This window comes from Streptomyces neyagawaensis (genome assembly GCF_023516595.1).
GTDB lineage: Bacteria > Actinomycetota > Actinomycetes > Streptomycetales > Streptomycetaceae > Streptomyces > Streptomyces neyagawaensis.
Map to the genome: position 1 here is coordinate 89,166 of NZ_JAMGBG010000069.1, position 26,074 is coordinate 115,239.

A 26,074-nucleotide genomic window follows, 5' to 3' on the forward strand; every position below is an offset into this window, starting at 1 on the left:
ATATGGGGCCATGACTGAGAGCAACGGGTCCACCCCGCAGCAGCAGAGCGGGTCCATGCCCGACTGGGAGAAGAGGTTCCGGGCGCCGAGGGTGTCGCTGCCGGACTGGGCGGAGGACGCGCCGCACCGCTCGCTGTTCGTCTCCAACGCCACGGGGACGTACGAGTTGTACGCGTGGGACCGGGTGACCGGCGAGCAGCGCCAGGCCACGGACCGGGCCAACGGGACGACGGACGGAGTGCTCTCGCCGGACGGCGAGTGGATCTGGTGGTTCGACGACAAGGACGGCGACGAGTTCGGCGTCTGGCGCCGCCAGCCCTTCCAGGGCGGCCCCGACGAGGAGGCGGCGCCGGGCCTGGACGCGTCGTACCCGGCGGGCCTGGCCATCGGCCGCGACGGCTTGACGGCGGTCGTCGGTCGCTCCACCGACGAGGACGGCTCGACGATCCATCTGGTCCGGCATGGTTCGCCCCCCGTCGAGATCTACCGGCACCGTGAGTCGGCCGGCGTGGGTGACCTCTCGCACGACGGCTCGCTGATCGCCGTCGAGCACACCGAGCACGGCGACGCGATGCACTCGGCGCTGCGCGTGGTCCGCCCGGACGGTACGACGGTCGCCGAGCTGGACGACACCAAGGGCGGCACGATCGAACTGGGCCTGGAGGTCCTCGGCTTCGCCCCCGTCGTGGGTGACACCCGACTGCTCATCGGCCACCAGCGCCGGGGCCGCTGGGAACCCCTCGTCTGGGACGTGGTGTCCGGCGAGGAGACCGACCTCGGCCTCGCCGACCAGTTGGCGGGGGACCTGAGCGCCGAGTGGTATCCGGACGGCTCCGCGCTGCTCGTCGTCCACAGCTTCGAGGCCCGCAGCGAGCTGTGGCGCTACGAACTGTCGACGCGCCGTCTGGAGCGCGTCGAGACCCCGAGGGGCATGGTCTCCGGGGCCACGGCCCGCCCCGACGGCAGCGTGGAGTATCTGTGGTCGTCGGCCGCCGAGCCGCCGGTCGTGCGGTCCACGACGGGCGAGGTCGTCCTGGACCCGCCGGGCCTGAAGTGCCCGGGCTCGGTGCCGGTGGAGGACGTGTGGGTGGACAGCCCCGGCGGCCGGGTGCACGCGCTCGTGCAGCGCCCGGTCGGCGTGTCCGGCCCGTACCCCACGCTCTTCGAGATCCACGGCGGCCCCACCTGGCACGACAGCGACTCCTTCGCCGCCGGCCCGGCCGCCTGGCTCGACCACGGGTACGCGGTGATCCGCATCAACTACCGCGGCTCCACCGGCTACGGCCGGGCCTGGACCGACGCCCTCAAGCACCGGGTCGGCCTGATCGAGCTGGAGGACATCGCGGCCGTCCGCGAGTGGGCGGTGAGCACGGGCTTCGCCGACCCCGAGCGCCTCGTCCTGACCGGCGGTTCCTGGGGCGGCTACCTCACTCTCCTCGGCCTCGGCACCCAGCCGGACCTGTGGAGCCTCGGCATCGCCGCCGTCCCCGTCGCCGACTACGTCACCGCGTACCACGACGAGATGGAGGCGCTGAAGGCGATGGACCGCACCCTCCTCGGCGGCACCCCGGAGGAGGTCCCCGAACGCTTCGCGGCGTCCTCCCCGCTGACGTACGTCGACGCGGTGAAGGCCCCGGTGTACATCTCCGCCGGGGTGAACGACCCGCGTTGCCCCATCCGCCAGATCGACAACTACGTCGACAGACTGGTGGCCCGCTCCGCCGTCCACGAGGTCTACCGCTACGACGCGGGCCACGGCTCCCTCGTCGTCGACGAGCGCATCAAGCAGCTCCGCCTGGAACTGGACTTTGCCGCCCGCCACCTGGGGGCCGATGCCTAGAGCCCGTCGACCCTCACCGATCGCGCGCGCCGCTCACCGATCACCGCCCACCTCTCACCGCTTGGGGCTCACTGCTCACCGCTCAGGCGGCCGCCAGCGCCGTCGGCTCCCGGGACTCCGCGGTGTCCCGGGGCGCCTCGGCCGCCATGAGCAGCTCCACGAGGGTCGCCCGGGCCCGGGCGACCCGTGAGCGCACCGTCCCGACGGGGCACGCGGTCAGCCGCGCCGCGTCCTCGTAGGGCAGCCCCAGCACCTGCGTGAGCACGAACGCCTCGCGTCGCTCGTCGGGCAGCGCGGCCAGCAGATCGGCCAGCGCGATCCCGTCGTCGAAGCCGGGCAGCCCGCTCGGCTGGGCCCGTTCCACGGCCAGCCGCCAGTCCGGTACGTCGGCGGGCCGGGGCCGGGCCGCCGCGTACCGGAAGCTGTCGGTCACCGCCCGCCGGGCGATGGACAGCAGCCAGGTCCGGGCCGAGCAGCGGCCCTCGAACCGGTGCAGGCTGCCGAGCGCCCGCAGGAACGTGTCCTGAGCGAGGTCGTCCACCACCTGGGGATCGGCGCCGAGATGGGCGACGAAGCGGCGGACGTCGCGGTGCAGTGCGCCGACGAATCGCTCGACGGCCTCCGGGTCACCGCCGCGCGCGGCGAGCGCCCAGGCGGTTATCGACTCGTCGCTCGACGCGGTCGCCGGGCGGGCCTCTTGGGGTGCCGGAGCCGAACGGGCTGCGTGGGGCGCCGGGACCGAACGGGCGGTGGTCGAGGGTATGGGCGTGGGACGGGTAGGGGTGGTCACCTGGAGTCCTTCTCGGGTGGTCCGGGACACGCGGACGCGGCGGCCGGTGGACAGCACGGCGCGCGCGTCGGCGATCCGGTGGGGAAAGGCGGCCGTACGGGTTCGCCGCCATGAGCGGCGTACGTACGGCCGAGACCCGGGGCAGGCAGGCATCGCCACGCGTACGGGACACGGTGCGGGCCTGCACACAGGCATGACCCGCACGGCCCGCACGGCTGCCCCGGGGCACCGGCTGCCGTCAGCTGACAGCGATCCCGGCGGGCGGTCCCCGAGAGGTGAGGGTGTGGACGAGGAGGAGACGGCGCGGCGAACGGTCCGAGCGGCCGCGGCGGACCCGCGGCCGCGGCCGGCCCGGCGGCACGGCGAGCGAGAGCGCCATCCGCAGCGGTGCCGCCAGCCAGCCGGCCACGGCCCGCAGCAGCCCGAAGGCGGCGCGTTCGCCGTACGCCAGCCACAGTCCGCACAGCAGCGCGGCCAGCAGATGCGCGGCGAGCATGCCGGACGAGGCCGTGAACGGCCCGTCCATCAGGTACCCGGTGTGGTCCGCATGGCCCATGTGACCGGCCGAGCCCGTGTGGACGCTGTGTTGCATGTGGGCGGAGCCCATGTCCATGGCGCTCGGGCCACCGAAGCCCCCGTCCACGGAGCCCCAGTCCACGGAGCCGCCTACGGAGCCCCCGTTGGCGGAGCCTCCGGTCACGGGGCCGTCGGCACCGGCCGGGTGCGAGGGCTGCGTGAGGGAGAACCCCGAGTGGAGGGCGGTCTGGGCGGCGAGCACGACGGACACGATCAGCGGGAGCCCCCGCTCACGGCCCGCCAGGCACCAGCCGACCCCGCCGGTGGCGGCGGCCGCCGCGCCCATGGCCCACCACGGGACCGGGCTGCCGGACATGGTGACGTGGCCCAGGGCGGCGAGCAGCACACAGACGGCCGCGAACATCGCGGCCCTGACTGTGCGGGTACCCCACCCTGCGATCATGGCGCCCCATCCTCGCATTCGGACACCGGTCGTCACCCCTGTCCCCCTTGAGTACGGATGTCCACCCTCGGTCGCACTCACACCCCCAAGTGTGATCCGGATCACGCGAGAACCGGTCACCTTGATGAGGCAGGCTTCTGCTTCGTGGGGAGCCCTTCGCAGCAGAGCAGCCAGCCCGTTCCGGGCCGTCGGACCGGCCCGGACGACCCGAACTCCCAAGCGGTGCCGGGCACACCGGCCGGCCCGCCCAGACCCGGCATCCTCGCCGGACTCGGCGGGCAGCGCGGACCGGCCGATTCCGGGGCGCACATGGTCGTCTGCGGCGACGACGGGCTCGCGCACCGGCTCGCCGCGGAACTGTGCACGGTGTACCGGGAGCAGGTGACGCTCGTGGTGCCGCCGACCGCACGGGTCGCACCCCGGCCGGTGGTGGGCCGCACCCGGGCCGCCACGATCCTCGACCGGGTCTCCGCGGCGGTCAACCGCGCCGCCGGCAACGGCGATCCGGCGACCTCCGACCGCACCGGTGCGGGTGCCGGCGGCAGCGCCGGCGCAGGCGCCGGGAGCAGTCGGACCGCGGCCCCGGGCGTCGCCCCGCACGGCGAGCGGCTCCTGGAGGCCGGGGAGGCCACGGAGGCGGTCCTCGCCGAGGCCGGGGTCGAGCGGGCCGCCGCGCTGGCTCTCGTCTACGACGACGACGAGACGAACATCCGGGCCGCCCTCACCGCCCGGCGGCTCAACCCCAGACTGCGGCTCGTCCTGCGGCTCTACAACCGCCGGCTCGGCCAGCACATCGAGGAACTCCTCGACCGGGCGGCCGCGTTGGCGACGGGCGGCAACGTCGACGAGGGCGTCGACGGGGTCGACGGGTTCGGTGCCTCCACGACCGTCCTGTCCGACGCGGACACCGCCGCGCCCGCGCTCGCCGCGACCGCCGTCGCCGGCACCACCAAGGTCGTCCAGACGGACGGACTGATGCTGCGGGCCGTGGAACGCCCGCCGGGACACACCAGCCAGGGCCCCGGCCGCGGCCTGTGCACGCTCGCGCTGCTGTCGGCCACCACCAACGACCCTGCGGGCGCCGACGGTTCGGAGGGCAGCGGGGAGCGCGGCCCCCAACTCCTGCCCGACGAGCGGGCCGTGGCCGAGGCCACCGGGCGCGGGTCCATCGTCCTGGACACCGTGCGGTACGCGGGCCCCGCGCTGCCGGCGGGCCGGTCGGGCGGCGGCCCGCTCGGGGCGGTCGGCGCGTTCAGGTCGCTGTTCTCCCGGCGGCTGCGGTGGTCGCTGGCGGGGCTGGTGGGCTGTGTGTTCGCCCTCGCCGTCGCACAGATGGTGACGACCGGGGAGCATCCGCTGGGGGCGACGTACACGACCCTGCTCGACCTCTTCGCGATCAACGACCCGGCGACCGAGGGCAGCGACTCGCGGAAGGTCCTCCAACTGCTGTCGGGCCTGATGGGCTTACTCCTGCTGCCCGTGCTCCTGGCCGCCGTGCTGGAGGCCCTGGGCACCTTCCGCAGCGGCTCCGCCTTCCGGAAGCCGCCGCGCGGCCTCTCCGGCCATGTCGTCCTCCTCGGCCTCGGCAAGATCGGCACCCGTGTCCTGGCCCGACTGCGCGAACTGCACATCCCCGTGGTGTGCGTCGAGGCCGACCCCGAGGCCCGCGGTCTCGCGGAGGCCCGGCGGCTGCGGGTACCGGTGGTGCTGGGCGACGTCACACAGGAGGGCGTGCTGGAGGCCGCGAAGATCCACCGCGCGCACGCGCTGCTGGCGGTCACGAGTTCCGACACGACGAACCTGGAGGCGGGCCTGTACGCGCGTTCGGTACGCCCCGACCTGCGCGTCGTGCTGCGCCTCTACGACGACGACTTCGCGACCGCCGTGTACCGCACGCTCCGCGCCGCCCACCCGCACGCCCTCACCCGCAGCCGCAGCCGCAGCGTCACCCACCTCGCGGCGCCTGCGTTCGCCGGCGCGATGATGGGACGCCAGATCCTGGGCGCGATCCCCGTCGAGCGCCGTGTCCTTCTTTTCGCCGCCGTCGAGGTGCGGGGACACCCTCGGCTGGAGGGGCGCACCGTGGCCGAGGCGTTCAGCGCGGGGGCGTGGCGGGTGCTGGCGCTCGACACGGCCACGGATCCCGCGGAGCGGGCCGGCGGCCCGACCGCCGGGTCGGGTCTGATCTGGGACCTGCCCTCCACGTATGTGCTCCGCGCCGAGGACCGTGTGGTCCTGGCCGCGACCCGCCGCGGCCTGGCGGAACTCCTGGGCCGCCGGACCCGGTCCACGTCGTAGGGGGCTGGGGGCGCCCAGTAGCTCGGGGGTGCGCATGCGTTGGCGGGTGCGGGTGGGTTCGTGGTTTCTCGCGCAGTTCCCCGCGCCCCTGAAGGGACGGGCCCGCGGCCCGCCCTCCCCGGTGGAGCCGTTGAAAAGCACGGGGCGCAGCCCCGGTCGCTCTTCAGGGGCGCGGGGAACTGCGCGAACAACCCCCACTCACCCGCACCCGCCAACGAACCCCCCGGCCCGAGCTATCAGGCGCCCACGGCCCCCTCCACCTCATGCTCACACCGCTCCTCCGCCCCGAACGTCTCCCACAAGGGAAACGGATCCTCGAAGCCGGCCGAACTCTCCACCTCCGCGTCCCCCACCTCCCCGTCCCGCACCAGGCACTCCCCCAACGCGTCGCGCAACGCCTCCCCGCGCAACCCGACCCCGATGAACACCAACTCCTGCGCCTCACCGGCGGAGCCACCCCGCACTGCCGACGGCTCGAAGCGGGCCACCGACCCCGCCTGCGACCACAGGCCCACCACCAGTGGCCGGCTCGCCAGCGTGAAGAACCCCTTCGACCGCAGCACCTCCCCGAAGCGCCCGCTGTCCAGCTCCTCGGTCACGAAGGTCCACAGCCGTCCGGGATGGAACGGGCGCCCGGCCCGGAACATGGTCGACGAGATCCCGTACTCCTCGGTCTCCGGGACATGGTCCCCGTTCAACTCCCGCACCCACCCCGGTGCCTGCTGGGCCCGCTCCAGGTCGAAGAGCCCGGTCCCGAGCACCTCCGCCACCCGCACCCGCCCGTACCGGGCCGGCACGACCCGCGCGGCCGGGTTCAGCCGGGTCAGCGTCCCCGCGAGCCGGTCCGCGGTCGCCGTGTCCACGAGGTCCAGCTTGTTCAGCACGATCACATCGGCGAACTCGACCTGGTCGATCAGCAGATCGCTGACGGTCCGCTCGTCCTCCTCGTACTGGTCGAGCCCCCGTGCCGCCAACTCGTCGCCGCCCGCCAGCTCCGGCAGGAAGTTCACGGCGTCGACGACGGTCACCATCGTGTCGAGCCGGGCGAGATCGCCGAGCGTGGCGCCGTCGTCCCGTGCGAAGGCGAAGGTCGCGGCGACCGGCATCGGTTCGGAGATGCCTGAGCTCTCGATGAGCAGATAGTCGAAGCGCCCCTCGCGGGCCAGCCGGTCCACCTCCTCCAGGAGATCGTCGCGCAGGGTGCAGCAGATACAGCCGTTGGTCATCTCGACCAGCCGCTCCTCCGTCCGCGACAGCGCCGCCTCACCGCCGCGCACGAGGGCCGCGTCGATGTTGATCTCGCTCATGTCGTTGACGATGACCGCGACCCGCAACCCCTCGCGGTTGGCGAGGACATGGTTGAGCAAGGTGGTCTTGCCCGCGCCGAGGAAGCCGGAGAGAACGGTGACGGGCAGCCGGTCGAGTCCGTCGTATGCCAGGGACGCCATGGACGCTGTGGACACCGTGCTCAGCCCTCGGGGTGGATCAGTCCGCGCTCGTACGCCCTCAGCAGCCGCTGCGGTACGAGATGGGTGACGCCGTCCACGGTGAAGGGCACCAGCTGCGGAGTGCTCGCCTTCCACTGGGCGCGACGGTGACGGGTGTTGCTCCGGGACATCTTCCGTTTGGGTACGGCCATGGGGTCCTCCTCGACGAACGGCGGAATGCCGCACGAGACGCTACATGAAAATGGATCCCATTACGAAAAGCCTCTGCCTGTGGTGCGCGTCGCAGCGCGGCGCGTGAGCGGGAACGGCCTCGTCGCCGTATGGGAGGGGAGGGCGCACCGACCCGCGCAGCACAGCCGTACCCGTACGGAGGTACCGTCCCCCGTGGCCATCACCAAGGAAGCCCCCGACCGGCCCGGCCCCGACACCGATGCCGGCGCCTCGCCGCAGGATTCCCGCGGCCGGCACCTCAACTCCCCCCTCCTCCTCACCATGCTGCTGGTCCTGGCGGTCGCCGCGCAGGGCCCCCTCCGCCGTGTCCTGGCCGCGCCCGTGACGCAGAGCTGGATGACGGTGTTCGTGGCGGTGGTCGTCCAGGCGCTGCCGTTCCTGGTGCTGGGGGTGCTGCTGTCGGCGGTGATCGCGGTGTACGTGCCGCCGTCGTTCTTCGCCCGCGCGCTGCCGAAACGGCCCGCGCTGGCGGTCCCCGCCGCGGGCATGGCCGGTGTCGTGCTGCCGGGGTGCGAATGCGCGTCGGTGCCGGTGGCGGGCGCGCTGGTACGGCGCGGGGTCACGCCCGCCGCGGCGCTCGCCTTCCTGCTCTCCGCGCCCGCGATCAACCCGATCGTGCTGACGGCGACCGCCGTGGCGTTCCCGGGGAACCCCGAGATGGTGCTGGCCAGGTTCGTGGCGAGCCTGCTGGTGGCGTGCGCCATGGGCTGGCTCTGGCAGCGGTTGGGGCGCGGCGAGTGGATGCGCCCGCCGGAGCGGCCGTCCTACGAAGGGCTCGGCAAGGGGGCGGCGTTCTGGGGTTCGGTGCGGCACGACGTGATGCACGCGGGCGGCTTCCTGGTCGTGGGCGCCATGGCGGCGGCCACGCTCAAGGCGGTCGTCCCGGCGAGCTGGCTGAACGCGGCCGCCGACAACCCCCTCGTCGCGATCCTCGCCCTCGCCGTACTGGCCGTGCTGCTGTCGATCTGCTCGGAGGCGGACGCGTTCGTCGCCGCGTCGCTGACCCAGTTCTCCCTGACCTCCCGGCTGGCCTTCCTGGTCGTCGGACCGATGATCGACCTGAAACTCTTCGCCATGCAGACCGCCACGTTCGGCCGGGCCTTCGCCCTCCGCTTCGCCCCCGCCACGTTCGCCCTCGCGATCCTGGTGTCGGCCCTCGTCGGGACGGTGCTCCTGTGAACCGCCACGCCCAGACCGTCGTCCTCCTCCTCACCGGCGGCGCCCTCCTGCACGCCGGCTCCACCGACCTCTACCTCCGCTACGTCAAGGCGGGCCTGCAACCCCTGCTGATCGGCGCGGGCGTCGTGCTGATAGCGGCGGCGGTGGCGACCCTCTGGTACGAACGCCGGGCGACCCGAAGCCGGCAGGAGGACGGGGCGCCCGCGCCCGAGCGGAACGAGGCGCACGCGCCCGACCACACCGCCGAGCCGGACCGCGCCCCCGAGACCGACCGAACCCCCGCGCCCGACCACGCCCCCGGTCCTGATCGGCACGCCCCACACCCCGACCGGCACGCCCACCGTGAACCCCGTGTCGCCTGGCTCCTCGTCCTCCCCCTCCTCGCGCTCGTGCTGGTCGCCCCGCCCGCCGCCGGGTCGTACACCGCCATGCGCACCGGATCGGCGTTGCAGGAGCAGCCCTGGGGCTACCCGAAGCTCCCCGCCGACGGCCCGCTGAAGCTGAGCGTCGCCGACTATGCGGGCCGTGCCGTGTACGACAAGGGCCGTGCCCTCGCCGGCCGGCAGATCAAGGTCGCCGGCTTCCTCGCCCTCGACGGCCACGGCGCCCCGTACCTCGTCCGCATGGCCCTCAACTGCTGCGCCGCCGACGCCCAGCCCGTCAAGATCGGCCTCACCGGTGAACTCCCCCCGGTCCTCCAGCCGGACAGCTGGATCGAGGTGACCGGCACCTACACCCCGAAGCGCACCAAGGACCCGGTCAACGGCACGGCCGTCCCGTACCTCTCCGTCGCGTCCACCCGCCCGGTCAAGGCCCCGCAGGACCCGTACGACGAGGCCTGGAACGGCTGACACCCGGCCCCTCGCGAGGGCGCGCGGCTCTGGATAGCTGACGGTCCGTCAGTTATGGTCGCCGGCAACGCCGTACCCCCGAGAGGTGAGTGCCGTGCCGACACGTCCCCGGACCCCGAGCCCGCAGCCGCCCGGCGCTCCCCGCTGGGTCGCGATGTTCTGCGAGCCCTCCTCGTCGTCCTGGAAGGTGGGCGCCCAGTCGCCGTACCGTTCGCCCGTGCTGTACGCGGTGGGGGAGATGACCCAGACCCTGCGGGCGCGCGGCGAGGACCCGGCGGTCACGGTGTGGGGTCCCAAGGACGGGCCGGACGGCGGCGATTGGGAGCGGCACGATCCGGCGGCCCTCGCGACGGACACCGCCCCGCTCCGGGAGCCCGACCGGACCGCCGCCGCGCCCGCCACGAAGCCCAGCACCCTCGCCGAGCGCATGACCGGCCGGCGTCAGCAGGTGCTCATGGCCGGTCTGGGCAAGGCGGGCCTCTACGACCTGGCGCCGGACGACGTGGCGGCGGTCCGGGCGGTCGTCGACGGCCTCGACGAGACCACCGTCCGCCGGATCGCCCACTGGCTCACGGTGGCGGGCACCGGCCGCGCCTAGAGGCCGCCGCGCCTGAAGGCCGTCGTGCCTGAAGGCCGTCGTGCCTGGAAGCCGCCGCCCCTAGAGGCCGCTGCCCCCGTGCTTCCCGCCGCCCGGCGGGTGGCCGTGGCCGTGGCTGTGGACCAGCGGGTCCAGGCGGTCCGGATAGGTCCAGCGGAACGTGGCCAGGGCGCGGGCGCGGGCCTCTATCACCGCCATGCGGGCCGCCCGTTCGGCCTTGTCGAGATGGGCCGCCTGCCCGGTCGCCTGACCCTCCCACTTGCGGTAGAGGAGGCCGACCTCGGCGGAGAACCAGCCGCGGCTCACGGAGTTGAGCGCGAGGAGCAGCCCGGTGTCCTCGGAGGCCGGCAGGGCCATCCAGCCGCCGAGCGCGAGCGCCAGCTCGCGGCGGACGAAGAGCGTCGCGGGATGCACCGGCGACAGGAAGTCGTGGGCCGCCCAGTGGTCGAGGACGGCTCCGCGCTCGATCGGGCCGTGCTCGGGGTCGCCGGGGAAGCCGAGGGTGGAGCCGTCGGGCAGGACGTCCAGGACGCGTGAGGTGGCCCAGCCGAACGTGCGGTCGGCTTCGAGGGCGGCCAGATCGCGGGCGAGTGCCCCGGGTGTCAGCCGGTCGTCGGCGTCCAGGACCTTCACGTAGGAACCGTCCGCCTCCGAGAGGGCGATGGTCCGGGCGACCCCGGGGCCGCCCGGCCGCCCCTGGCGGAAGGTCACGCGGGTGTCGGTGGGGACGTAGGGGGCTACGGCGTCCGAGGCGCCGTCCTCCTGTATGACCCAGTGCCACTCCCAGCCGCCGGGTAACCGCTGGTCGCGCAGCGACGCGTAGGCGTCGGGGAGGAAGGGGGCCGAGGGGGCGTGGACGGCGGTGACGACGACGATGCGCCGGGTCACGGCAGCACCCACCACCCTTCGAGGCGTCGCGTCGATCGGCCGCATGACAACGCCCGGCCGCTGGCGACGGGGGATGCACCAGCGACCGGGCTATGGCCAAGGCTAACAAGGTCGCCCCCGCGACGGGAGTCGACTGCCGAAGTGCGTTGACAAGTTGTGATCGGGATCACGCTCGAAGGAGGCAGTAACCAAACGTTTGTTAGGCCACGCGGGCGACGCCGGACCCCCGTCCGGCCACCGCCGGGCGACCCGCCAAACCTCTGCCGGACTGCCGCATGGCCCCCCGGGCCGCCGTCAGGAACCGTCGCACGGCGGCTCGTACGACAACCGCGGCAGGTACTCGTTCCACTTCGACCGGGTCAGCACCCCGCGCGTGGCGGTGCAGATGCGCCGTACCGCCTCGTCCACGTCGAGGTTCCACAGCCGTACCGTGTCGGCGCCGCTGGAGACGCCGAGCATGCCGCTCCTCGGGCTGAACGACAGGAAGTTGCCCGTCTTGGCGTTGGGGCTCATCGACTGGCCGATGGGGGAGGCGTCGGCGGGGTCGGAGACGTCCCACAGCCGGACCGTGTTGTCGTTGCCGCCGCTGGCCAGGGTCCGGCCGTCCTCGCTGAAGGTCAGCGACACGACGGCCTCGGTGTGGCCGGTGAGCGGCTCACCGAGCCGGGTCGCGTCGGCGGGGTCGGAGACGTCCCACAGCCGGACCGTGTCGTCGTCGCTGCCACTGGCCAACGTGGAACCGTCCGGACTGTACGCCAGGTCGTTGACGGGACCGCGGTGGTCGGTGAGGGGTGCGCCGAGGCGGGCGGGGCGCCGCGGATCGGTCACGTTCCACAGCCGGGCGGTGCCGTCCGCGCTGCCGCTGACGAGGGTGCGGCCGTCGGGGCTGAAGACGAGGGCGAGGATGTAGCCCTTGTGTCCGGTGAGCGGCTTGCCGAGCGGGACGGCACGGGCCGGGTCGCTCACGTCCCACAGCTGCACGGTGTGATCGTCGTACGGGGTGGCCAGGGTGCGCCCGTCCGGGCTGTACGCCATCGCGTCGGTGTAGCGGGTCCGCAGCATCAGGGGCTCCGCGTGGGGGACCGGGTGCGCGGGGTCGCGGACGTCCCACAGGTGCACCGCCCGGTTCCCGGTCACGATCGCGAGGGTGTGGCCGTCGGGGGAGAAGGCGAGGGAGCGGTTGCCGCCGTCCTTGACCAGGAACGGCCTGCTCAGCGCCACCGGCCGACCGGGCTTGTGTACGTCCCACAGCCGGATCCGGCCATCGCGCCCGGCCGTGGCGAGCACCCGCCCGTCCGGCCGGAACACCCCGTTCTGGCCGACCATGTCCGCCGTCGATATCGACCACAGCCGGACCTTGCTGTCCCCGCTCCCGGTGGCGAGGGTCCGGCCGTCCGGGCTGAAGCCCAGCGCGTACATCTCGCCGCTGGCCCCGGCGAGTGGCTCGCCCACCTGCGACGGGTACGCCGGGTCGCGGACGTTCCACAGGCTCGCCGTGCTGTCCGCGCTGGCGACGGCCAGCATCCCCCCTTCGGGATTGAACGCCACCGACCACACCGGCCCGGTGTGGCCGCTGAGCGGAGCGCCGACCGCGGCCGGATGCCGTCGGTCGGCGACGTTCCACAGCCGTACGGTGTTGTCGGCGCTGCCGCTGGCGAGGGTGCGCCCGTCGGGGCTGAACGCCACCGAGTGCACGGTGCCGGTGTGGCCACCGAGCCGGGCGCCGAGCGCGGCCGGGTGCCGTGGGTCGTCGACGTTCCACAGCCGTACGGTCCGGTCGTCGCCCCCGGCGGCCAGGGTCCTGCCGTCCGGGCTGAACGCAACGGAACGCACGGGCGCGCCGTGCCCGGTGAGGGGTTTGCCGAGGGCCTTCGGACGGGACGGGTCGGACACGTCCCACAGCCGTACGGTGCGGTCCTCGCCGACGGACGCCAGCGTCTTCCCGTCCGGACTGAAGGCGACCAGGTAGATCGTGCCGTCATGGCCGGTCAGCGGTGCGCCCGACGGCCGGGGCGAGCGGGGATCGCGGACGTCCCACAGCCGGATCTCCCCGTCGTCGCCGGCGCTGGCGAGCGTCCGGCCGCTCGGACTGAAGACGGCGCTGCTCACCCAGCTCGTGTGCCCGGTGAGGGGCTTGCCCAGGGACTTCGGGCGGGACGGATCGGACACGTCCCACAGGCGGACGGTCCGGTCGTAGCTGGCGGTGGCCAGGTACTTCCCGTCGGGGCTGTAGGAGGTGAGGTAGACGGCGCCGGTGTGGCCGAGCAGCGCGGTGGCCAGCGGCGCGTTCACGATCGAGACCAGCCGGTTGTTGGTGCCCTCGTCGCCGGGCCGGAGTCCATGGGCCACCAGGTCGAGCTGCGCCGACAGCGACGGGTCGGTGTACTGCACCCGGTCCGCCTCGGCGACCACCTGCTCGAACACGGCGTCGTTGCGCTGCTGCCAGGCGACCACCGCCGAACCGACGGCCACCAGGGCGAGCGCCACCAGGGCGGCCACCGCGCTCCGGCTGATCCACACCGTGCGCTTGCGCAGCCTGACCGAGGCGGCCAGGAACTCCACCGCGCCGCGCGTCAGCAGGGTGTCGCCGGCGGACCTCGCCCAGCTGCGGGCCTGCTCCAGCCGGGAACCCCGGTACAGCAGCGACGTGTCGCGGTCCGACTCCTCCCAGGCCCGGCCGTCCTCCTCCAGCCGCTGGCGCAGCAGATGGTCGTTGCGGCCCTCGTCGATCCAGCCCCGCAGCCGGGGCCAGGCGTGCAGCAGCGCCTCGTGGGTGATCTCCACGGTCTCCGCGTCGAGCGTCACCAGCCGGGCTCGCACCAGCGCCTCCAGCGACTCCTCCGTCTTGCCGGGGTCCGTCGACTCGTCCGCGAGCTGCCGCCGGGTCCCGCGCCGCCGGGTGGCCTGCGTGTCCTCGCCGAGCCGCACCAGCCGCAGCAACAGCAACCGCGCCGCCGTACGGGCCGCCGGGTCCAGCCCCGACCAGGCCCGCTCCGCGGTCGCGGCCACGGCGCCCTGGATGCCGCCGGCCGCCCGGTACCCGGCCAGCGTCAGCCGCCCCGCCTTGCGCCGCTGCCAGGTCACGAGCAGCGCGTGCGACAGCAGCGGCAGCACGCCCGCGTCGTGCGCGCCCCGCGGCCCGTCCGCGCTCACCTCCCGCACGATCAGCTCGGCCAGCCCCGGCTCCAGCTCCAGCCCCACGGCCTTGGCCGGCCCGGCCACCGCCTCCCGCAGCTCGGCGGTCGTCAGCGGCCCCAGCACCATGTGCCGGTGCTGCAAGGCGTCCGCCAGCTCCGGATACCCGAGGCACTCCTCGTAGAAGTCGGCCCGGATCCCCAGCACGACCAGCACCGGCGCGAGGTCCCCCGCGGCACCGGGCGTGCAGGCGGCGGTGAGCAGCTGGATGAACGTCCGCCGATCGGCCTCGTCGGAGGAGAGCGTGAACGTCTCCTCGAACTGGTCGACGATCAGGACGGGGCGGGCGGGGTCGCTCGTTCCGGAGGCGGTGGAGGTCGGGGAGGAGGTGGCGGTGGTGGTGGACGTGGTTGACGTAGTGGAGGTGGCGGCGGTCGTGCGGTGGCGGGCCCAGGCCGTGACGGCCTCCCGTACCGCGTCGGCGAAGAACGGCGTGCCGGGCTCGTACGCGGCGGACACGACCTGCGCGAGCTCGGGAATGTGACGGGTCAGCTCCCCGATGGGATCGGCACCGGGGACCAGTTGGAGGACCTCGCCGCCGGTGCCGTCGGCGCCGGGCCCGTGCCCGCCGCCGAGCGCGCCCGCACGCACGGCCGGGACCAGGCCGGCGTTGAGGAGGGAGGACTTCCCCGCCCCCGAGGCGCCGACGAGCATGACGAGGCCGCCCGTCTTCTCCACCGCCCGGAGTTGCCCGACGAGGGCGTCCGTGCTGCGCTCCCGCCCGAAGAACCAGCGGGCGTCCTGCTGCCGGTAGGAGGCCAGCCCCCGGTACGGGCAGACCCCGCCGGGGACGGCGGGGGCGTCTCCCGGAGGTGCCGGTTCCTCTTCCGTGGAGGCCCCGGCAGGGGCGGTGCGTTCACCGGCCGGGTCGGCCACCGCCCGCTCCCAGAGCCGCTGCCACTGGCCCAGGTCGTACAGCCCCTTGGACACCGGCGTGGGCCGCGCGCGCCGCGCCTCGGGTATCAGGACGTGCAGGACGGCGGTGAGGGCGGCGAACTGGGCGGGCACGTTCTTGGCCCGGCGCCAGTCGCTGATCCGCTGGGCGGAGACCCGCACCGGGCGCCCGCGTTCATCGACCCTTTGCAGTCGGACGACCGACTCGGAAACACTCTTGAGGGGAGGATTGCCCGCTTCCTTGTACAGCAGCGCGAGACGTTCCGCGAAGGCCGTGCGTGCCCCTGAGTCGTCACTCAAGGCCTCCACCCCTTACTTCCCCCGCTGCTGGACATCCGGACCGGAAAACTCACTTTATATGCCTGACCTGCGGCGAAGCCGTCCGGACGTCTCGGGGCCCTCCTCGCCGCTGGCCCCGACTGGCAGGATCACGACCAAGCAGCCACCGCTTCGGTTGGCGCCCTCGCAGGCCACCAGCGCAGCGCACGCAGAGACGACTCATGCCGCCGTTCGTTTTAGGTCAGCTTCACCGACGCGATCACCGACACCGACGGACGTGATCACCAGGGCACACGGACGAGATCAGCGATGATCCGTCCGCCGAGACCTCGATCCAGTCCCCTGACCCGGATCGAGCACCCCCGCACCGTTCGGCACCGGTCCCCACGTGGGGAGGGACCGGTGCCGAACGAAGGCGGCCGACCCGCCCGACCGGGCGCCCACGCCGCACCCTCGGAGCCGGGGATGACACCGCCCGGGTTCGGCGCTATCTCGCTTCCAGGCGGTGTGCCGAGCGGGAGGCATGGGTGAGGGATGGTCCTGTTCCGGGCGCAGGGCGCCGCCCAGACGATCATGGACGCGGCCGTCCTGGCCGCCCCCTCACGGACGCGACCCCGGCCGACGTCCCCACGGCCCTGGACCACTACGTCCACCGCCGCCTGGCCACAGCCACAACCATCCAGAACCACTCGTCCCAGGCAGGCGAGAGCTACTGCGGCAGAACCCCGCCGCCTGCCGCGGCCATGGCGACGGCTTGCGGCAAGCCGATGAAATCGGTCTTCACCGGGCTGAGGCGCTCAAGGCTGGAGAGCCTGATCCTTTTCTGATGGGGACAGCGCTCATCCAGGACCCGGGTGGGCAGGACGTAGAAGGTCCACTGGTCGAGGTCCAGCGGATCGAGGCTCTGCTTGTCCTGATGGTGCAGCAGACAGAAGACGTACACGTCGGAGCGGCGCCGCGCCTCGACCGAGGTGGCGCCGCTCGGGGCGTCCCACCCGGAAGCCGGCGCTATACCGAACTCGACCTTCCAAGGCCGGGATTGCGCCCACGACTGCAGATAGGCCGTCGACTTCACCTCGACGCGCCACCCTTCGGACGTCCGGATGTCGACCGTGTCCCATTCGGTACGGGTACCGGCGGCCGCGCCCAGTGCCGTGGCCACGAGGTACTCGGCCAGCACGCCGCGCATGGTGTTGTTGGCAAGGTCGGAGCAGGCCCAGCTCCAGAAGTCGGCGAGCCTGCCGACGGTCTCGCCGTTGGCCCGTATCGGCTCGGCGCCGTTGCGCCGCGTGATGACCAGCGGACCAAGTTCGGCACTCATGCTGCCCCTCCGGATGACGACGCCTCGCCACACACATCCTGACAGTGCCTACTGACACCGGCGTTGGAATACGGACGCACCTGACCGACGTCAACCGGGCTCCCGTCACCGACGCATGGACCCGGCCGTGAAGCCCGCGCGACGACCCCGGCCTCGTCTCAGCCTGTCAGCGTCTCAGGACGGCATCTCAGGCAGCAGACGTTTCCGCAGTTCAAGGTGGGTGGGATGGGTGCGTTGTCGCGGGTTGGTCGGTGGTGGTTGCGGTGGGCGCCCGGTGTCTCGGAACCTGTGGATGTCGCACCGACCGGGGCGGATCGAGGGCCCCGGCGCAGCCTGTCGACGACTCCCTCCTGAGGCCCGCGCACCGGGCATCGGTATGCCCTCATGGGGCGCCCGACGCCCCGACGGCCCACGCCAGGTGCGGAGTCCACCGAGAGAGCCGACGCAGGCCGCCGGGAGCGACCCCTACCGATGACCAGAAGAAGAAGGAAGACACGACATGAGCGAGAACACCCGCGCACTCCGTCGTCCTGGCCGCCGCGCGGCTGTCGCCGCCGGACTCGTCCTTGCCGTCGGCCTGGGCGTGTCGACGCAGGCGGTGGCCCAGGCCGCCACCCCCGTCCCCGTGAAGGCATCCGCACAGGCATCCGCAGCGACATCCGCGAAGGCGTCGGCCGCGCCGCGGTCGATCACCGGCTTCAACGGTGATCTGGTGACCCAGACCGCCGACTTCTACGGCGCGTACATCGACGCGAAGGACGACGCCGGGGGCCCGGACACCAAGTTGGCCAAGGCGCTGCGTACCCACTACCTGGCGCCCGCCTTCGCGAAGCGGCTGGCGGCGTGGGAGAAGAAGAACAACCTGGACGGTGTCCTGCGTGCCCAGAACGTCCCGGTGGAATGGACCGTGAGCGAGGGCCGCAACGGCCTCGAGACCATCGTCTCCCTGACCTACGGCGGCGGGGAGTCACCGACGACCACGACCAGGTTCGTCGTGAAGCATGCGGTGGCCGGCGGCATCACCGACATCCGCCCCACGACCGCGTCCCCCGCGAAGCCGTCCCCCGCGAAGCGGTCGGTCAGCGGCCGGACCGGTGACTCGGTCACCCAGATCGCCGACTTCTACGGCGCCTACGTCGACGCGAAGGACGCCCCCAAGGGCCCGGACACCAAGTTGGCCAAGGCGCTGCGCACGCACTACCTGACGCCGGCCTTCGCGAAGCGGCTGGCGACGTGGGAGAAGAAGAACAACCTGGACGGCGTCCTGCGAGCCCAGAACGTCCCGGTGGACTGGACAGTGAGCGAGGGCCGCAACAGCCGCGAGATCAGGGTCACCCATGCCTTCGGCGGAGGGGAGACGCCGACGGTGACGACCGACCTCGTCGTGAAGCTGGAGCCGGTGTCAGGCGACGTCACCGACATCCGCCGCACGAGCACCCACTGACGCCACACCCACTACGCCCGGCCCGCTCCCGGCGCCCTCCGGCAGCGGGTCCTGGCGACCGAACGGACGGCGGCCCCACTCGACCCCCTCGATCCGGTCCCTGTCGGCGACTTGCCGCAGCGTCAGCCGTCCTCTCCGTGTCAGCCGTCCTCCCCATTCCCCTCCATATTGACGGCGGGGATCGGAACCCAGCGGCCGGGGCTGTAATAGACGCGGTCGTACCGGTAGCCCGTCAGCCCCTTGATGCTGGTGCTGCGGAAGGGGCGGCCGTGGTCGTCGATGCGGACCGTGCCGGTGCGGCCCTGCGAGGACCAGGCGAGTTCGAGATACCAGTCGCAGGTGCAGGACTCGTTGAGCGTGGAGACCACCAGGACTTCGGGCTCCTGCAGAGACACCCGGTAGGGGAAGTTGATGGCGGGAATCTTCGTCCCCGACCCGTTGTCGCCGGGTACCGAACGGGCCAGAGGCTGATGCGCGTCGAGGTTCACGGAGAAGTAGCGAGGGACGATGCCGGCGCCGCAGCCGTCGCTCAGGGAGTAGACGATGCCCCGGTCGGCGGCGGGTGCGGCCCGGTTGACCACGCGCACGTGCAGGGCGTCCAGGACGACGGCCGCGGAGCCGCGTCCCTGCACGGTGATCTGCACACCAGTGGGCCCGCCGTGCACCGCCCGCTGGGAGTCGACCCAGGCAGCGACATCCTCGGGGTGCGGCGGAGGCGGCACCTGCTGCGGCGCCTTGGCGACGACGTAGTCCTCGCCGCACCCGTTGACCCCACGCGTATGGAAGTTGGCGGTCCAGGTGAGGGGAGCGACAGGCTGAGCCGCACCGGCCCGCGCATGGTGCGGCTTGGAACGGCCACCGCCCGTGGCCGACGTGGAGAGCGGCCCGGCGGCGGAAGCAGTGAGACCGAGAAGCACGGCGACGAGCGAGACCGCGAGCACGACCGACCGCAAGGCCCGCCGCCGAGGGCGCCCACCGGAGAACCGCGACCGGGCCGGTGACGAAGTAGCCCCAGGAACCCGAACGCCCGTCGTTACGGGGACGGTTACAGCCCCGCCCACGTCCCGGGCGGCCGAGGCGGCGCCGCCGCCCGCGGAGTCAACGGACACCGTGGCGCTCACGGCGTTGCGAGGCACTGGTGCCTGCCGACCGTCGGACGGCCGCGGCCGTTGCCGGGCGGCGTACGCCATGATCCACCGGCGGTGCAACTCCGTGCGCTCTTGCGGGGAGGCACCGCAGAGCACGGCGAACCGCTCGATCGGAGCGAAGTCCTGCGGGACCGCCTCACCGGAGCAGTAGCGGTGCAGGGTCGAGGCGTGCACGTCCAGCCGACGGGCAAGTGCCGCGTAGCTGCGGTCGGTACGTTCCTTCAGACGCCTCAGCAGCAACGCGAATTCCGCTACGTCATCGTGGATCGCATCCATGCAGTCCGCACTCGTATCCGCTCGTCGACCCACAAAGGCCGGTCCCGACGGGTCACGACATCCCGCCGCTCCCCATATCTGCACGCCAATACGCACGAGACGGTTCCAGCGTTGCGAGCCACGAAGCCCGTCCCGCGTCGTCAATGTCAGCCGTGGATGGTCAGCCGTCCATGAGATCCGGGTAGGGACAGAGCTCCAACGGGGCGGTCGGACGGTCGGCCCACTTCCACCAGATGTGCTGGTTGGAGCACCCCCAGACGACACGGCAGGTTCGACGGTCGTCCTCCTCACGGCGACACAGCGCCATCGCGCCGGCCCGCAACGGGTCACCGCACTGGGGACAGATCGGCACGGACTCGGTAGGCACCCCTGGAACGTACCCTTTGCCTCTGCTGACCCGAGCCCTCACCCACGCCAGGACCGAGGGCATCCGAGGCCTACTCCGAGGCGGAGAGCAAGGCGTCCAACGCCGCCCGAGCCTCGCCGATTCCGAGGCGCCACTCGTCACTCCGAAGGACCGCGGTGTCCCACTCGACCACCGGTTCGGCACCGGTCACGCAGTACCCGTAGACCTGGTGGGCCACCCGCTCGGTGAGGAGTTGGTCGTAGTGGAACGTCCCCTCGAAAGCCGCCCAGGCCACCGCCCGCGTGTCCACGCAGACCCGCCGAAGGGCTACTTACGTGTACTGGCGCAGATCGAGCGAGACGTCATGGAAGTCGAGGTCGTACGACACCACACCGAGCCGCTCGACAGCGTCGGGCTGCTCCAGCAGAGGGACGAGAGCTCACGCCTCGTCGGTCACTCCGGCACCGCCGTCACCGAAGGAGGTCTACCGGAAGCAGATCTCCGGCCCGTGATCCAGACCGAGGCCGTCATCATGGATGGCATCTTCGGTGCCGTCCGGCAGCAGCCGTAACCGTCGCGTGGACACGCGGCAAGCACTCAGGAATCCATAGTCACGCAGTGAGACACGCAGCAACGTCAGAGGGCCCTTACCGATACGGTAAGGGCCCTCTGGCCTGCTACTTAGCTGTCGGGGTGGCGGGATTTGAACCCACGACCTCTTCGTCCCGAACGAAGCGCGCTGCCAAGCTGCGCTACACCCCGATTGTCGCTGCTTGTCGCGGCGACGTCGTTTACTTTAGCCCACCGGGGGCTGGAGACGAAATCCGGTTTTCGGGGCGGCGATCATGGCGGCCCGGGCGGCCTCGGCGGGGGCGGACGCAGTCGGGGCGGAGGTGGTCGACGGCGACCAGGACGAGGGCGAGGGCGTAGAGGGCGAGGCCCATGAGCAGGGCGTTTCCGAGGACGCTCTTGTATCCGTGCCGGTCGACATCCAGGAACGGGTAGAGGTACGGCGCCGGCCAGTCGGGGGTCAGCAGCGCCGCGCGGCCCAGCGTGAACGCCAGGAACGCCATCGGGTAGAGCGTCCAGACCACCGCGTGGCCCAGTCGCAGGGCCGCCGGGCGGGTCAGGAAGAGCCAGTCCGCCACCACGGCCGCGGGGATCGCCGTGTGGAACGCCAGGTTCGTCAGGGCGTGCCACCCCGTTGGCGTCACCGGAGCCCCCGTCGACGTCATCGTCATCGAGAAGGGCGTCGCGTCCCTCATCAGGACCAAGTGGTAGACCAGGGCCGCGACCATGACGTACAGGACCGTGCCCCCCGTCGCCAGTGGCGGCAGCGGGCGGCGCGCGGCCCACGCGCGGCGGGACGACGCGGCGAAGACCAGCGCCACCAGCACCGTGCTCTGGACCGAGAAATGGCTGAGGACACGCAAGGGGCTGCCCGCGACCATCTCGATCAGCACGGTCAGGGCCGCTGTCAGTGCCACCAGGGCGCGGAACGCCGCCGCCAGCGGGCGTCGAGTCGGTGCCACCACTGCCGTCGCGGGCACGATGGACGTCACCGGTGCGGGGATGCCCGAGATCGCGGGCAGGTCTGGGATGTCCCTGGGTATCGGTGCGGTCATGCGCTCACGCTAGGCCGCACCGACATACCGGGCGATTCGGGACGACCCGTATGGGTGGTCAGCGGCCAGCGGCCAGCGGCCAGCGGCCAGCGGCCAGGGATTCAGAGGCCAGGGGCAGAGGACCAGAGGGGATGAGGGCAGAGGCCAGAGGGGTGAGGCCAGAGGGCGGGCGGCGGCGCTCCCCGCCCTACTCCTCCCTCTCCACCAACGTAAGCAGCGACGCCTCCGGAGGGCAGGCGAAGCGGACCGGGGTGTAGCGGTTGGTGCCGCAGCCCGCGGAGACGTGCATGTAGGCCGTGTGGTCGTCGACCGTGTGCGTGGAGAGGCCCTTGACGCGGCCCGTGTCGAGGTCGCAGTTGGTGACGAGCGCCCCGTAGAAGGGGATGCACAGCTGTCCGCCGTGGGTGTGGCCGGCCAGGATCAAGGGGTAGCCGTCGGCGGTGAACGCGTCCAGCGACCGCAGGTACGGCGCGTGGACCACGCCGAGGGAGAGGTCGGCCGACTCGGAGGGGCCGCCGGCGACCCGGTCGTAGCGGTCCCGCTTGATGTGCGGGTCGTCCAGGCCGGTGAGCTCCACCGACATGCCCTCGATCTTCAGCGTGCCGCGGGTGTTCGTGAGGTTGAGCCAGCCCGCGCCGTCGAAGCCGTCCCGCAGGTCCTCCCACGGGTTGTGGATCGCGCCGACCACCGGCTTGTTGCCGTTCAGACCGTGGCGGCCCTGTGCCTTCTCCATCAGATACCGCGCGGGGTTGCGCAGCTTGGGGCCGTAGTAGTCGTTCGACCCGAAGACATAGGCGCCCGGGAACTCCATCAGCGGGCCCAGCGCGTCCAGCACCTCCGGGACGCCCTCGGGGTCCGACAGATTGTCCCCGGTGTTGATCACGAAGTCGGGGCGCAGCCCGGCCAGGGAGCGCAGCCAGCGCTGCTTCTTGCGCTGTCCGCTCACCATGTGAATGTCGGAGACCTGGAGTATGCGCAGCGGTCGCATCCCCGGTGGCAGCACCGGCACCGTCACCCGCCGCAGCCGGAACGAACGGGCCTCGAAACCCGCCGCGTACAACACTCCGGCGGCACCGGCCGCCGCGATCCCCAGAGGTACTCCGTAACGCGCTCGCATGCGTCCATCGTGTCAGACCCCGGCGAGGCGCCGCGCAGCCTGTGGACAACCGTGCTGCGGCCTCACCGATCGCCAACTCGGCCTGTGGACAACCGACTCCGGATCCGGTCTCCCGAAGCGCCCCCGTTCCGCACACACCGGCGAAATCAAGGCGCGCCTCCCGCACCACACCTGCGACAATCAACCGCATGACCACGCTCAAGTCGAAGCTGCAGGAAGACCTCAACGCCGCGATCAAGGAGCGCGACGAGCTCCGCTCCTCGACGCTCCGGCTGACGCTCGCCGCGATCACCAAGGAAGAGGTCGCCGGTAAGGAGAAGCGCGAGCTCTCCGACGACGAGGTCCTCAAGGTGATCACCAAGGAGGCCAAGAAGCGCCGCGAGGCCGCGGACGCGTTCGCCCAGGGTGGTCGGGCCGAGTCGGCGGAGCGGGAGAAGGCCGAGGGCGAGGTCCTCGCCGAGTACCTGCCCAAGCAGCTCTCCGACGAGGAGCTGAAGCAGATCGTCGTCCAGGCCGTCGAGGAGGCGAAGGCGGCCGGCGCCGAGGGACCCCGCGCGATGGGTCAGGTCATGAAGATCGTCAACCCGAAGGTGGCCGGTCTCGCCGAGGGCGGCCGCGTCGCCGCGATCGTCAAGCAGCAGCTCGCGGGCTGAGCAGGAGCACTCCAGCTGGCCGAGCCGCTTGATCCGGTCTAGCGGGTCGAGCCGCTCGACCGGCTGGGCCTGTGAGCCCCGCCCCGAGTCCTTCGGGGCATCCGGCCCCCGAGCGGCTGTGTCTCCGAGCCCGGCCTCAGTCCTCCACGCCTGGAGCGGTGAGCCGCCCTCCGGAGCCCTGGGCTTCCGGGCTGTCCGGGCCCCGGGCTGTCCGGACCCCGCGCGGCTGTTCCCCCGAGCGACGGAGCCTGCGGTCACGCGAGCCATACGGCGGTGGGGCGCCCCTTCCCAGAAAGGGCGCCCCACCGCCGTATCCACAGGTGCCCGGGGTTTGTCGGCCCCGGCGGAGGAACTCAGCGGCCGAAGCCTCCGCCACCGTTCCCGTTCCCCCTGTTCCCGCCGTTCGTCTGGCCCTGGATCCAACCCTCCGGGATGGTGAACTCGGGCGTCGGGAACGTACCGCCGTCGGTGCCGCCGATGAAGCCGTCGTCGCCTCGGCCTCCGTTCCCACCGCCGTTCCCGTTGTCGTCCCGGTCGCGATCGCGGTCACGACCGCGCGGACGGTCCTCGGGGAGCGGGACGGTGGTGAAGCCGGGGGCGGGTTCGCCGGCCAGCGCGCCGGCCATCATGTCGCGCCAGATCGGACCCGGGACCTTGCCGCCGAAGACCTTGCCGTAGTCGACACCGCCGATGGTGATCTCCACCATGGGACGCTTGTGGGCCGGGTCGCCCACCCAGACCGCGCCCGCCATGTTCGGGGTGTAGCCCACGAACCAGGCCGCGTAACGGCCGTCCGTCGTACCGGTCTTACCGGCGCTCGGGCGGCTCGGGCCGAGGCCCGCCTCCGTACCCGTACCGTCCTCGACCACGCCCTTCAGCAGGGTGTTGATGGTGTCGGCGGTGTTCTCCGACATCGCGCGGGAGCACGTCGACTTCGGGACCTCCAGAGACTTCGACTTCTCGCCGACGCGCTGGGTGATCGACTCGATGGCGATCGGCGTGCAGTACATGCCGCGCGCGGCGAACGTCGCGTACGCGTTGGCCATGGTCAGCGGGGACATCTCCTGGGTGCCCAGCGCGATCGACGGGTTCTGGCCCATCTTCGCGCCGTCGGCCCGGTCGGCGCCCATCTTCCCGGCCATCTCCGTCACCGGGCAGATGCCGATGTCCGCGATCATCTGGACGAAGTAGGTGTTGACCGAGAGCGCCGTCGCCTTCCGCAGCGAGTACGGGCCGACCTCGGCCGTGTTCTCGTTGCTGAGATCGGTGCCGTCCGTATTCACCCAGTTCTTGCCGCCGCACACCGAGATCGGGCTCGGGTACTCCATCTTGTACGGCGCGGAGTACGTCTTGCCCGGGGACATGCCGCCCTCCAGGGCCGCCGCGGCCACGATCGGCTTGAACGTCGAACCGGGCTGGTAGCCCGCGCCGCCGCCCATGCTCTTGTCGACCGAGAGATTTATCGTCGTCTCGTTCTGCTTGACGTCCATGCCGTACGGCCGGGACTGGCCCATCGCGAGGATCTTGCCGGTGCCGGGCTCCACGACGGTGGCCGCGGTCGCCACCTCGTCCTTCTGGTAGACGTGGTTCTTGATGGACCGCTGGGTGGACTTCTGGGCCTTCGGGTCCATCGTCGTCCGGATCGTGAGGCCGCCCTGGTTCCAGGTCTTGGCCCGGTCCTTCTTCGTCTTGCCGAAGACCGGATCGTTCAGGAAGACCTCGCGGACGTAGTCGCAGAAGAAGCCCGCGCCCTTGACGGCCGTGATGCAGCCGTTCTTCGGCTTGCTGACGTCCAGGCCGAGCTTCTTCTTCTTGGCCTTGTCTGCCTCCGACTGCGAGATGTCGCCCACATCAGCCATGCGCTGCAGCACGACATTGCGCCGCTTGGTGGCCTCCTGCGGGTCGTTCACCGGGTCGTAGCGGCTCGGTGACTGCACGATGCCGGCGAGGAGCGCGGCCTCGTCGACATCCAGGTCCTTGGCCGACTTGGAGAAGTAGCGGCGGGAGGCCGCCTCGACGCCGTAGGCCTGCTGACCGAAGAACGTGATGTTGAGGTAGTTCTCCAGGATCTTCTTCTTGCCCAGCTCCTCCTCGAGCTGGATCGCCTTCTTCAGCTCGTTGATCTTCCGGCCGAGGGTCTGCTGAGTGGCCTCGGCGACCTTCGTCGGGTCGTCACCGGCCTCCTCCACCGCCACGTTCTTCACCAGCTGCTGCGTCAGCGTGGACGCACCCTGGGTGACGCCGCCGTCCTGCGCGTTCCGGTTGAGCGCGCGCAGCACGCCCTTCAGGTCGATCGCGCCGTGCTGGTAGAAACGCGCGTCCTCGATGGCGACGATCGCCTTCTGCATGTACGGCGAGATCTCCTTGAGATCGACCACCGTACGGTCGCGGGAGTAGACGCTGGCGATCTGGTCGCCCTTGCTGTCCAGGATCGTGGTGCGCTGGCTCAGCGGCGGCTGCTTGAGGTTGGCCGGGAGCTCGTCGAATCCCTCGACCGACCCCTTGGCGGCCAGCCCCAGGGCACCGACTGCGGGCAGCGCGATGCCCGCCATGACGGCGCCCGCGAGCACGCTGACACCGAGGAACTTGGCGGCCTGCTGCGTGGAGGACAGACCACCGCCCGAGCGCTTGTTTGGCATGGAGGCAGCCTACGTTCTCATTCGCCGGACACACG

21 protein-coding genes and 1 tRNA gene are annotated in these 26,074 nt (G+C 72.1%); 8 read left to right on the forward strand and 14 right to left on the reverse strand.

Annotated features, from left to right (window positions below; translation table 11 throughout):
* The first annotated feature begins 10 nt into the window (after positions 1 to 10).
* Positions 11 to 1,840: a S9 family peptidase gene (locus M8J73_RS27400; protein WP_055541289.1), complete on the forward strand. Its 1,830-nt coding sequence runs from the start codon at positions 11 to 13 to the stop codon at positions 1,838 to 1,840.
* A gap of 82 nt (positions 1,841 to 1,922) precedes the next feature.
* Here M8J73_RS27400 and M8J73_RS27405 read toward each other — a convergent pair whose 3' ends face one another.
* A complete protein-coding gene (locus M8J73_RS27405) occupies positions 1,923 to 2,603 on the reverse strand; it encodes a sigma-70 family RNA polymerase sigma factor (protein ID WP_055541292.1) in 681 nt (226 codons plus the stop codon).
* A gap of 265 nt (positions 2,604 to 2,868) precedes the next feature.
* Positions 2,869 to 3,609, reverse strand: coding sequence for a hypothetical protein (locus tag M8J73_RS27410; RefSeq protein ID WP_249829195.1), 741 nt, complete (start codon positions 3,607 to 3,609; stop codon positions 2,869 to 2,871).
* 309 nt (positions 3,610 to 3,918) lie between these two features.
* On the opposite strand from M8J73_RS27410, the gene M8J73_RS27415 reads away from it, so the two are divergent.
* The gene (locus tag M8J73_RS27415; protein WP_055540759.1) at positions 3,919 to 5,907 is read left to right on the forward strand and encodes an NAD-binding protein; all 1,989 of its coding nucleotides are present in this window, start codon (positions 3,919 to 3,921) and stop codon (positions 5,905 to 5,907) included.
* Between the two features lie 236 nt (positions 5,908 to 6,143).
* On the opposite strand, the gene M8J73_RS27420 is transcribed toward M8J73_RS27415, so the two are convergent.
* The gene (locus tag M8J73_RS27420; RefSeq protein ID WP_249829196.1) at positions 6,144 to 7,355 is read right to left on the reverse strand and encodes a GTP-binding protein; all 1,212 of its coding nucleotides are present in this window, start codon (positions 7,353 to 7,355) and stop codon (positions 6,144 to 6,146) included.
* A 20-nt stretch (positions 7,356 to 7,375) separates the two neighbouring features.
* Positions 7,376 to 7,546 (reverse strand): 50S ribosomal protein L32, encoded by a 171-nt coding sequence (gene rpmF / locus M8J73_RS27425; protein ID WP_055541037.1) that lies wholly within the window; start codon positions 7,544 to 7,546, stop codon positions 7,376 to 7,378.
* 193 nt (positions 7,547 to 7,739) lie between these two features.
* Here rpmF and M8J73_RS27430 point away from each other — a divergent pair, with 193 nt between their 5' ends.
* The 3 genes from M8J73_RS27430 (at position 7,740) to M8J73_RS27440 (ending at position 10,214) form a co-directional block, all read left to right on the forward strand.
* Entirely contained in the window at positions 7,740 to 8,765 is a 1,026-nt protein-coding gene (locus M8J73_RS27430) for a permease (RefSeq protein ID WP_249829197.1), read from the forward strand.
* Positions 8,762 to 9,616 carry a TIGR03943 family putative permease subunit gene (locus tag M8J73_RS27435; protein WP_249829198.1) on the forward strand — a complete coding sequence of 285 codons (855 nt, stop codon included), beginning with the start codon at positions 8,762 to 8,764 and terminating at the stop codon, positions 9,614 to 9,616. Before M8J73_RS27430 ends, M8J73_RS27435 begins: the two co-directional genes overlap by 4 nt.
* A gap of 94 nt (positions 9,617 to 9,710) precedes the next feature.
* Positions 9,711 to 10,214 (forward strand): hypothetical protein, encoded by a 504-nt coding sequence (locus tag M8J73_RS27440; RefSeq protein ID WP_249829199.1) that lies wholly within the window; start codon positions 9,711 to 9,713, stop codon positions 10,212 to 10,214.
* A gap of 60 nt (positions 10,215 to 10,274) precedes the next feature.
* Here the strand turns inward: M8J73_RS27440 and M8J73_RS27445 are convergent, their stop codons facing one another.
* From M8J73_RS27445 to M8J73_RS27455, 3 genes are all read right to left on the reverse strand, one after another.
* The gene (locus M8J73_RS27445) at positions 10,275 to 11,102 is read right to left on the reverse strand and encodes a glycosyltransferase family 2 protein (protein WP_079054730.1); all 828 of its coding nucleotides are present in this window, start codon (positions 11,100 to 11,102) and stop codon (positions 10,275 to 10,277) included.
* A gap of 294 nt (positions 11,103 to 11,396) precedes the next feature.
* On the reverse strand, positions 11,397 to 15,500 hold the full coding sequence (locus M8J73_RS27450) for a WD40 repeat domain-containing protein (protein ID WP_249829200.1): 4,104 nt from the start codon (positions 15,498 to 15,500) through the stop codon (positions 11,397 to 11,399).
* A gap of 679 nt (positions 15,501 to 16,179) precedes the next feature.
* Positions 16,180 to 16,791, reverse strand: a complete 612-nt coding sequence (locus M8J73_RS27455; protein WP_055538209.1) for a hypothetical protein — start codon at positions 16,789 to 16,791, stop codon at positions 16,180 to 16,182.
* A 499-nt stretch (positions 16,792 to 17,290) separates the two neighbouring features.
* On the opposite strand from M8J73_RS27455, the gene M8J73_RS27460 reads away from it, so the two are divergent.
* Positions 17,291 to 18,235, forward strand: coding sequence for a hypothetical protein (locus tag M8J73_RS27460; RefSeq protein ID WP_206187815.1), 945 nt, complete (start codon positions 17,291 to 17,293; stop codon positions 18,233 to 18,235).
* A 140-nt stretch (positions 18,236 to 18,375) separates the two neighbouring features.
* On the opposite strand, the gene M8J73_RS27465 is transcribed toward M8J73_RS27460, so the two are convergent.
* The 3 genes from M8J73_RS27465 to M8J73_RS27475 all read right to left on the reverse strand — a co-directional run bounded on the left by M8J73_RS27465 (position 18,376) and on the right by M8J73_RS27475 (position 20,300).
* The gene (locus tag M8J73_RS27465; RefSeq protein WP_055538208.1) at positions 18,376 to 19,659 is read right to left on the reverse strand and encodes a helix-turn-helix domain-containing protein; all 1,284 of its coding nucleotides are present in this window, start codon (positions 19,657 to 19,659) and stop codon (positions 18,376 to 18,378) included.
* A gap of 160 nt (positions 19,660 to 19,819) precedes the next feature.
* The gene (locus M8J73_RS27470; RefSeq protein ID WP_079054767.1) at positions 19,820 to 20,026 is read right to left on the reverse strand and encodes a dehydrogenase; all 207 of its coding nucleotides are present in this window, start codon (positions 20,024 to 20,026) and stop codon (positions 19,820 to 19,822) included.
* Between the two features lie 70 nt (positions 20,027 to 20,096).
* A complete protein-coding gene (locus tag M8J73_RS27475) occupies positions 20,097 to 20,300 on the reverse strand; it encodes a hypothetical protein (RefSeq protein ID WP_055538207.1) in 204 nt (67 codons plus the stop codon).
* 69 nt (positions 20,301 to 20,369) lie between these two features.
* Here M8J73_RS27475 and M8J73_RS27480 point away from each other — a divergent pair, with 69 nt between their 5' ends.
* Positions 20,370 to 20,576: a hypothetical protein gene (locus M8J73_RS27480; protein WP_055538206.1), complete on the forward strand. Its 207-nt coding sequence runs from the start codon at positions 20,370 to 20,372 to the stop codon at positions 20,574 to 20,576.
* Positions 20,577 to 20,693: 117 nt separating this feature from the next.
* Here the strand turns inward: M8J73_RS27480 and M8J73_RS27485 are convergent.
* The 3 genes from M8J73_RS27485 to M8J73_RS27495 all read right to left on the reverse strand — a co-directional run bounded on the left by M8J73_RS27485 (position 20,694) and on the right by M8J73_RS27495 (position 22,747).
* Positions 20,694 to 20,767, reverse strand: a tRNA-Pro gene (locus M8J73_RS27485).
* Between the two features lie 29 nt (positions 20,768 to 20,796).
* Positions 20,797 to 21,630, reverse strand: a complete 834-nt coding sequence (locus M8J73_RS27490; protein ID WP_055538205.1) for a Pr6Pr family membrane protein — start codon at positions 21,628 to 21,630, stop codon at positions 20,797 to 20,799.
* 187 nt (positions 21,631 to 21,817) lie between these two features.
* Positions 21,818 to 22,747, reverse strand: coding sequence for a metallophosphoesterase (locus M8J73_RS27495; RefSeq protein WP_055538204.1), 930 nt, complete (start codon positions 22,745 to 22,747; stop codon positions 21,818 to 21,820).
* 188 nt (positions 22,748 to 22,935) lie between these two features.
* Here M8J73_RS27495 and M8J73_RS27500 point away from each other — a divergent pair, with 188 nt between their 5' ends.
* On the forward strand, positions 22,936 to 23,400 hold the full coding sequence (locus M8J73_RS27500; protein WP_055538203.1) for a GatB/YqeY domain-containing protein: 465 nt from the start codon (positions 22,936 to 22,938) through the stop codon (positions 23,398 to 23,400).
* A gap of 353 nt (positions 23,401 to 23,753) precedes the next feature.
* On the opposite strand, the gene M8J73_RS27505 is transcribed toward M8J73_RS27500, so the two are convergent.
* A complete protein-coding gene (locus M8J73_RS27505) occupies positions 23,754 to 26,039 on the reverse strand; it encodes a transglycosylase domain-containing protein (protein WP_206187814.1) in 2,286 nt (761 codons plus the stop codon).
* Positions 26,040 to 26,074: the final 35 nt, after the last annotated feature.

Bases quoted from the DNA above. Each gene is read 5' to 3' on its own strand.
- M8J73_RS27400 (WP_055541289.1), top strand. From the start codon at position 11: ATGACTGAGAGCAACGGGTCCACCCCGCAGCAGCAGAGCGGGTCCATG.
- M8J73_RS27410 (WP_249829195.1), bottom strand. From the start codon at position 3,609: ATGATCGCAGGGTGGGGTACCCGCACAGTCAGGGCCGCGATGTTCGCG.
- M8J73_RS27415 (WP_055540759.1), top strand. From the start codon at position 3,919: ATGGTCGTCTGCGGCGACGACGGGCTCGCGCACCGGCTCGCCGCGGAA.
- M8J73_RS27420 (WP_249829196.1), bottom strand. From the start codon at position 7,355: ATGGCGTCCCTGGCATACGACGGACTCGACCGGCTGCCCGTCACCGTT.
- rpmF (WP_055541037.1), bottom strand. From the start codon at position 7,546: ATGGCCGTACCCAAACGGAAGATGTCCCGGAGCAACACCCGTCACCGT.
- M8J73_RS27455 (WP_055538209.1), bottom strand. From the start codon at position 16,791: ATGAGTGCCGAACTTGGTCCGCTGGTCATCACGCGGCGCAACGGCGCC.
- M8J73_RS27460 (WP_206187815.1), top strand. From the start codon at position 17,291: ATGAGCGAGAACACCCGCGCACTCCGTCGTCCTGGCCGCCGCGCGGCT.
- M8J73_RS27465 (WP_055538208.1), bottom strand. From the start codon at position 19,659: ATGGATGCGATCCACGATGACGTAGCGGAATTCGCGTTGCTGCTGAGG.
- M8J73_RS27480 (WP_055538206.1), top strand. From the start codon at position 20,370: ATGGAAGTCGAGGTCGTACGACACCACACCGAGCCGCTCGACAGCGTC.
- M8J73_RS27490 (WP_055538205.1), bottom strand. From the start codon at position 21,630: ATGACCGCACCGATACCCAGGGACATCCCAGACCTGCCCGCGATCTCG.
- M8J73_RS27495 (WP_055538204.1), bottom strand. From the start codon at position 22,747: ATGCGAGCGCGTTACGGAGTACCTCTGGGGATCGCGGCGGCCGGTGCC.
- M8J73_RS27500 (WP_055538203.1), top strand. From the start codon at position 22,936: ATGACCACGCTCAAGTCGAAGCTGCAGGAAGACCTCAACGCCGCGATC.
- M8J73_RS27505 (WP_206187814.1), bottom strand. From the start codon at position 26,039: ATGCCAAACAAGCGCTCGGGCGGTGGTCTGTCCTCCACGCAGCAGGCC.